The sequence below is a fragment of the Streptomyces anandii JCM 4720 genome (assembly GCF_014650655.1).
Lineage (GTDB): Bacteria > Actinomycetota > Actinomycetes > Streptomycetales > Streptomycetaceae > Streptomyces > Streptomyces anandii.
Genome location: NZ_BMVJ01000007.1, coordinates 64890 through 72093 on the forward strand (window position 1 = coordinate 64890; position 7204 = coordinate 72093).

Sequence of the window (7204 nt, forward strand, 5' to 3'; positions counted from 1 at the left end):
GCCTCCAGGACCGCCTCACGCTCCCGTTGGGCACGCTCCCGGGCCAGCCGGCGCAGGGTCGCGCGGGTGGACCGTGTCAGCGCGATGGGCTGGAGCATGGGCAGGCAGTCGGCGACCGCGTCGGGCCCGAGGACCTCCAGGGCGGACTCCACGGCGCGCTCGGCGCCCACCCTGAGGCCGAGCGTGGTCACCAGTTGGGCGATGTCCATGCGCAGCAGCAGATCGCCCGCGGCGATCTCGCCACCGCGCAGATCGGTCAGGATCACCCTGCCGGAACGATCCACCAGAATCGCGTCGCCCGCCAGCCTGCGGTGCGCGATGCGCCGCGACTGCAGCGCGCGCACCTGGTGCCAGGTGTGGCGCAGCAGCTCGTCGGTGATCTCCTCGTCCGCCAGCGAGTCGAGCGTGCGCCCGCCGGTGTGCTCGTAGACGAGCATCACGGCGTCGGGGCCGAGTTCGGAGGTGGCGATCAGCTTGGGCGCGTTGGCGCCGGCGGCGATGGCCGCGTAGGCGAGCAGCGCCTCCTGCTCCAGGGCCTGGCGCAGCGACTGGAGGCTGCTGCGGGTGGCGAAGCCGCGCAGCGTGAGGTTGCGCCACACCCGGTAGAAGAAGCCCTGCGCCTGCTGCTCGCGGTCGACCACTGTGACGTCCAGCGGCGGGCCGTCCTCCAGGGTCACGAAGTAGCGCCGGCCCCGGTCGGCGGTGTCCGCGGTCTCCGCCGCCTCCTCGCGGGCCGCGCTCACGGGGCGGAAGCCGACGGTCCGAAGGCCTGCCATCAGCGTCCGTCCCGTGGGACGGACGTTCGGCGAGCCGACCGCGTACAGGGTGCCGTAGGCGATGGTCCAGCCGATCAGCACCGTAAGGATGATCGAGAACGGCGTCGTGTAGCCCGTCACCAGCATCGAGAAGGCGTCGAGCGTCAGCACGATCCACAGCACCGCGCGCCACCGCGGTCGGCGGGACATGCCGACGGCCGTCATGTACGCGATCACCGGGGCGAGGTAGCCGTGCACGGGGTCGGTCAGCGCGTGGATGTCGCCGGGCGAGGGCTGGGTGAGTGCCTCCTGGATGGAGTGCGGGGCCCCCTTGGCGACCCACAGGTCGGTGGCGAGCGTCACGCCGTGCGCGAGGACCGCCGCGAGCACGCCGTCGGCGATCCGCAGCCCGTCCCGCTTGATCAGCCGCTCGATCGCGAAGGCGACCGGCACCAGGAGGATCGCGATGCTGGAGGCCAGCCCGGCGATCTTGATGAGCAGGTCGGGCGCCTGACCGGTGCCCTTGTTGATGTCCTGTTCGAGGCCGGAGGTGGTGCCGTGCGCGAACGCGGCGATGGCCAGCAGCACGCCGATCGCGAGCACACCCACCAGCAGCCGCATCAGGTCGGAGGGGCGGTGCACGCGCGCGGGGAGCAGCGGTTCGTCGCCCTCGAGCTCGTCGATGTGCGTCACGTCGGAGCCCCCGCCCGGCTTCCCCTCCGCCGCTGTGGCCTTCCTGCCCTCGGCCTCGTCCGGTGCCGCGGCCGCCTCATCGGTACGGGTCTCACGGTCCCCGGCGGCCTCAGGGGCCTTGCCGTCCTTCTTGTCGGCGCCGCCGGTGCCGGGGCGCGAAGAAACCCCAGAGGTGCCCTCCGCGCCGTCGGGGTGCACTCCCTGCTGCCTCATGGTCTCTTCTTGGTCTCGAATCACCGGTCACCGCCCGCACGATGGTGGCATGCCCCACCGACACACAGGGGCATCAGGGTGCATATGCGGGGGCGCACAGTCTGCCCGAAGCGCCGCCCCGGGGCGAGACCGCGCTCCGTCACGCGCGGGTCGCACTGTCGGTGGGGTGGGGCAGGATGGGGCGGATGAGCGAAGTGAGCCTTCCGGACGACGGCCGCGCGGAGCCCGCCGACGCGCTGCCCGAGTACGCCGAGCGGGTCCTCGAGGTCGCCGAACTGATCCCGCCGGGGCGCGTCATGACGTACGGCGACGTGGCCGAGTGGCTCGCCGAGGCAGGCCCGCGTCAGGTCGGCCGGGTGATGTCCCTGTACGGCGGGGCCGTCCCCTGGTGGCGGGTGGTGCGCGCCGACGGGGTCCTGCTCCCGGGCCACGAACTGCGCGCGCTCAGCCACTACCGCACCGAGGGCACTCCCCTGAAGGAGGCCGGCAGAGCGGCCGAGGGCCACCTGCCGCGCCTCGACATGAGACGCGCTCGATGGGACGGCGTCGAACGTGCGCAGGGTCACACCTGACAGCTTCCGCCATCCGGCGGGGCAGAGGGGAGTCGGTGGCGCGTACGGGGGTAGCGGGGCACCCCCGTGGCACGCCGTATCTTCGTGAGTCGAGGGACAGGGGTGACACCCGCGTCCACGGAGCACGGCGGAAAGCGGGAGAAGCCCCCCTCCCGCACTCCGCGTCGGCGTAGCGTCGGCTGCACGTGTCCCCCTCACCTCGCGGCCCCCGTCATCACCATCGGGCGGCCCGTCCCCACGACCACGGCGCGTCGCGCCGGCCATGACAGACCCCAGCACACCCACCAGGACCGGCGAACCACGTGAGCTCCTCTTCCTCCACCAGGCACCTGCCGCACCCACGGGTGCGGCAGGGGGACCGTGGCGCTTACCGGCTGGTCCGTACCCCACCGTCCCGACCGGATCCCCCTCGTCTGGACGCCGTACAGCGCTCCGTGGTTGACCACGACTCCGGCCCGCTGCTCGTTCTCGCAGGTCCGGGCACCGGCAAGACCACCACGCTCGTGGAGTCCGTGGCCGCGCGTATCGCCCGCGGCGGGGACCCCGAGCGCGTTCTCGTGCTGACGTTCAGCCGCAAGGCGGCCGTCGAACTGCGCGACCGCATGGCGCTGCGCACCGGCGCGGCCCGCGCCCCGCGCGCGACCACCTTCCACTCCTTCTGCTACGCCCTGGTCCGCGCCCACCAGGACAGCGGGCTGTTCGTGGAGCCGCTGCGCCTGCTGTCCGGTCCCGAGCAGGACGTGACCGTGCGCGAACTCCTCGCCGGCCAGCTCGACCTCGAACGGCTCGGCCTCGCGCACGTGCGCTGGCCGGACGAGCTGCGCGCCTGCCTGACCACGCGCGGGTTCGCCGACGAGGTCCGCGCGGTCCTCGCCCGCAGCCGGGAGCTGGGCCTCGGCCCCGAGTCCCTGGCGGCCTTCGCGCGGCGCATCGGCCGCCCCGACTGGCAGGCGGCGGCCACCTTCCTCGCCGAGTACCTCGACGTCCTCGACCTGCAGGGCGTCCTCGACTACGCCGAACTCGTCCACCGCGCGGTGCTCCTCGCCCGCCGCCCCGAGGTCGCCGAACGGCTCGCCACCCAGTACGACGCCGTGTACGTCGACGAGTACCAGGACACCGACCCGGCCCAGGTCCGGCTGCTGCGCGCCCTCGCCGGGGACGGACGCACACTGCTCGCCTTCGGCGACCCCGACCAGTCGATCTACGCGTTCCGGGGCGCCGACGTGAACGGCATCCTGCGGTTCCCGCAGACGTTCCCCCGCGCGGACGGCCGGCCGGCGCCCGTCGAGGTGCTGCGCACCTCCCGCCGCTCGGGTGCCGGGCTGCTGGCCGCGACCCGGCTGCTGGCCCGGCGCATGCCGCTCACCCGCCTGCCCGCCGACAAGGTGCGCGCCCACCGGGAGCTCACCGCGCAGCGGGAGGGTGGCCGCGTCGAGGTCTGCACATACCCGACGCCGGGCACCGAGGTGGACAACATCGCCGACATCCTGCGCCGCGCGCACCTGGAGGACGGCGTCCCGTGGAGCGAAATGGCGGTGCTGGTGCGCGCCGGCGCCCGCACCATCCCGCCGCTGCGCCGCGCCCTGACGGCCGCGGGCGTGCCCCTGGACGTCGACGGCGACGACCTGCCCCTGCGGCACGAACCGGCGGTCGCGCCGCTGCTGACGGCCCTGCGCGCGGTGGCCACGGCGGAGGCGGCCCGGCAGGGCGGGCAGCCGGGAGAGGAAGCCGGCGGGGAACCGGGCGACGAAGCCGACGGGACGCCGCAAGAGGAAGCCGGAGGGGAACCAAGCAGGGAAGCCGGCGGGGAACCGGGCCAGGAGCCGCCGGACGAACCCCGTGACGGACCTCGGGACGAGTCCCTGGAGGCGTCCTCGGACGAGCCGGAGGAAGAGGCCTGCTGGCTCGACACAGGGACGGCGCTCACCCTCCTCGCGTCCCCCCTGGCCGGCATGGACGCCGCCGACCTGCGCCGCCTGGGCCGAGCTCTGCGCGAGGAGGAACGCGTCGCGGGCAACCTTCTGCCCGCCCCCTCGGACGAGCTGCTCGCGCGGGCGCTCGCGGAGCCCGAGCGCCTGGCCGTGCACGACCCCGCGTACGCGCGGGGCGCCCAGCGTCTCGGCGCGCTCCTCAGGAAGGCCAGGGAGCGCCTCGCGGGCGGCGGCACGGCCGAGGAGGCGCTGTGGGACCTGTGGGAGGGCACCCCCTGGCCCGCGCGCCTGGAGCGGGCGGCCCGGCGTGGCGGCGCCGCCGGACGCAACGCCGACCGTGACCTGGACGCGGTGTGCGCGCTGTTCGCGACCGCCGCCCGCGCGGAGGAGCGCACCGGGGGCCGGGGCGCCCTCAACTTCCTGGAGCAGCTCGAGGCCGAGGACATCGCCGCCGACACCCTGACCCGGCGCGCCGTACGCCCCGACGCCGTACGGCTGATGACGGCGCACCGTTCCAAGGGCCTGCAGTGGCGCCTGGTGGTCGTCGCCGGCGTCCAGGAGGGTCTCTGGCCCGACCTGCGCCGTCGCGGCTCCCTGCTGGAGGCCGACCGCATCGGCCGCGACGGACTCGCCGAGCCGCTGACCCCCGGCGCGCTGCTGACCGAGGAGCGCCGCCTGTTCTACGTGGCCGCCACGCGCGCGCGTGAACGCCTGGTCGTGACCGCGGTGAAGGCACCCGCCGACGACGGCGACCAGCCCTCACGCTTCCTCACCGAACTCGGCGTCCAGCCCCGTGACGTCACCGGCCGCCCCCGCCGCCCGCTGTCCGTGGCCGCGCTGGTCGCCGAGCTGCGCGCCACGACGGTGGACCCGCGCGTGTCCGACGCCCTCCGGCAGGCGGCCGCGCACCGGCTGGCCCGGCTCGCGGCGCTCGCCGACGACGAGGGCCGCCCCCTGGTGCCCTCCGCACACCCCTACCGCTGGTGGGGCATGGCCGAGCCGACCGAGAGCAAGGTGCCGCTGCGCGACCGCGATCAGCCCGTGGCGCTGTCCGGCAGCGCCCTCGACCAGCTCGCCAACACCTGCGCGCTGCAGTGGTTCCTCGGCCGCGAGGTCAAGGCCGACGCCCCCGCGACCGCCGCCCAGGGCTTCGGTAACGTCGTGCACGTACTGGCCGACGAGGTCGCTTCCGGACGTACCCCCGCCGATCTCGACGTGCTCATGGAACGCCTGGAGACCGTGTGGAACGCGCTCGCCTTCGACGCGCCCTGGAAGTCGGCCCAGGAGAAGGAGAACGCGCGCGTGGCGCTCGAACGCTTCCTGGAGTGGCACGTCCTGGACCGCGCCGGGCGCACGCCGGTGGCCAGTGAGCACGACTTCGACGTGACCCTTGGGGCCGGGGACTACCAGGTGCGCATCCGCGGCTCCATGGACCGCGTGGAGGCGGACGGCGAGGGCCGCGCCTACGTCGTCGACTTCAAGACCGGCAAGCAGGCGCCCACCGGCGCGGAGGTCGCCCGCCATCCCCAGCTCGCCGTGTACCAGCTCGCCGTCCGTGAGGGCGCCGTCGACGAGGTCTTCGACGGGAGGCGCCCCGAGCCGGGCGGCGCGGAACTCGTCCAGCTGCGCCAGGGGGCGGCCAAGCGGGACGGCGGCGAGAGCCTGCCCAAGGTGCAGGCCCAGGAACCGCTGGAGGGGGAGTGGGTCGGCGAGCTGCTGGCCACCGCCGCCGGGAAGGTCCTCGACGAACGGTTCACCCCGACCGCCGGGCAGCACTGCGCGCACTGCTCCTTCCGGGCCTCGTGCAGCGCGCGGCCGGAGGGGCGGCACGTGGTCGAGTGAGCGGAGACGTGAGCGTGGGCGGGGGTGAGGGCGTGGACGGGGGCGCCCCGCCCTGAGGCGCGTGCCCTGTGTGACCGACCGCACCACCCCTGCCGACCTGCGTCGATGCCGTCACCATGGGGCCGTGCGGCACCGGTTGTCAGTGCCCGCCGCTAGCCTCTTCGACGTGCCCGCCCGTATCACCGATCCCGAGCAGCTCAAGGAGCTCCTCGGGATCCCCTTCACCCCCGAGCAGACGGCCTGCATCACCGCGCCGCCCGCCCCGCAGGTGATCGTGGCCGGCGCCGGGTCCGGCAAGACGACCGTGATGGCGGCCCGCGTGGTGTGGCTGGTCGGCACCGGACAGGTCGCCCCCGAGCAGGTACTCGGGCTGACCTTCACCAACAAGGCCGCCGGCGAGCTCGCCGAGCGCGTCCGCAAGGCGCTGGTCAGGGCCGGGATCACCGACCCCGAGGTCATCGACCCGGACAACCCTCCCGGCGAACCCGTCATCTCCACCTACCACGCCTTCGCCGGCCGCCTGCTGACCGACCACGGCCTGCGCATCGGACTCGAGCCCACCGCCCGACTGCTCGCCGACGCCGGCCGCTACCAACTCGCCGCGCGGGTGCTGCGCGAGGCCCCCGGCCCCTACCCGGCACTGACCCGTTCCTTCCCCGACCTGGTGAGCGACCTGCTCGCCCTGGACGCCGAGCTCTCCGAGCACCTGGTGCGCCCCGAGAAGCTGCGTGCCTGGGACGCGGAGCTGCTGCTCACGCTCCAGGGCGCCAAGCTCACCAACGCCGACCTGCGCAGGGTCCCCGAGACCGCCGCCGCCCGCCGGGAACTGGCCGAGCTGGTGGTGCGCTACCGGGCCGCCAAGCGCGAGCGCGACCTGCTCGACTTCGGCGACCAGATCGCCCTGGCCGCGCAGCTCGCCCAGCTCCCCGAGGCCGGCCGCATCCTGCGCGAGGAGTTCCGGGTGGTCCTCCTCGACGAGTACCAGGACACCTCGGTCGCACAGCGCGTCCTGCTCTCCGGCCTGTTCGGCGGGGGCACGGGCCATCCGGTGACCGCCGTGGGCGACCCCTGCCAGGCGATCTACGGCTGGCGAGGCGCGTCCGTGGCCAACCTCGACGACTTCCCCGAGCACTTCGCGCGGGCCGACGGCCGCCCCGCGACCCGCCAGGCGCTCAGCGAGAACCGCCGCAGCGGCGGC

3 protein-coding genes and 1 pseudogene are annotated in these 7204 nt (G+C 74.5%); 3 read left to right on the forward strand and 1 reads right to left on the reverse strand.

Going from position 1 to position 7204, the window contains the following annotated elements; genetic code table 11:
• Positions 1-1661, reverse strand: a pseudogene (locus IE249_RS37285) (TIGR00374 family protein); the annotation flags it as partial.
• 185 nt (positions 1662-1846) lie between these two features.
• On the opposite strand from IE249_RS37285, the gene IE249_RS14775 reads away from it, so the two are divergent.
• The 3 genes from IE249_RS14775 to IE249_RS37290 all read left to right on the forward strand — a co-directional run.
• Complete coding sequence (locus IE249_RS14775) at positions 1847-2233, forward strand: MGMT family protein (RefSeq protein ID WP_189705280.1); 387 nt, start codon at positions 1847-1849, stop codon at positions 2231-2233.
• Positions 2234-2535: 302 nt separating this feature from the next.
• On the forward strand, positions 2536-6006 hold the full coding sequence (locus tag IE249_RS14780) for an ATP-dependent helicase (RefSeq protein ID WP_189705281.1): 3471 nt from the start codon (positions 2536-2538) through the stop codon (positions 6004-6006).
• A 166-nt stretch (positions 6007-6172) separates the two neighbouring features.
• Positions 6173-7204, forward strand: a 1032-nt coding sequence (locus IE249_RS37290) for an ATP-dependent helicase (protein ID WP_229858494.1), incomplete at its 3' end; no start/stop codon positions are given.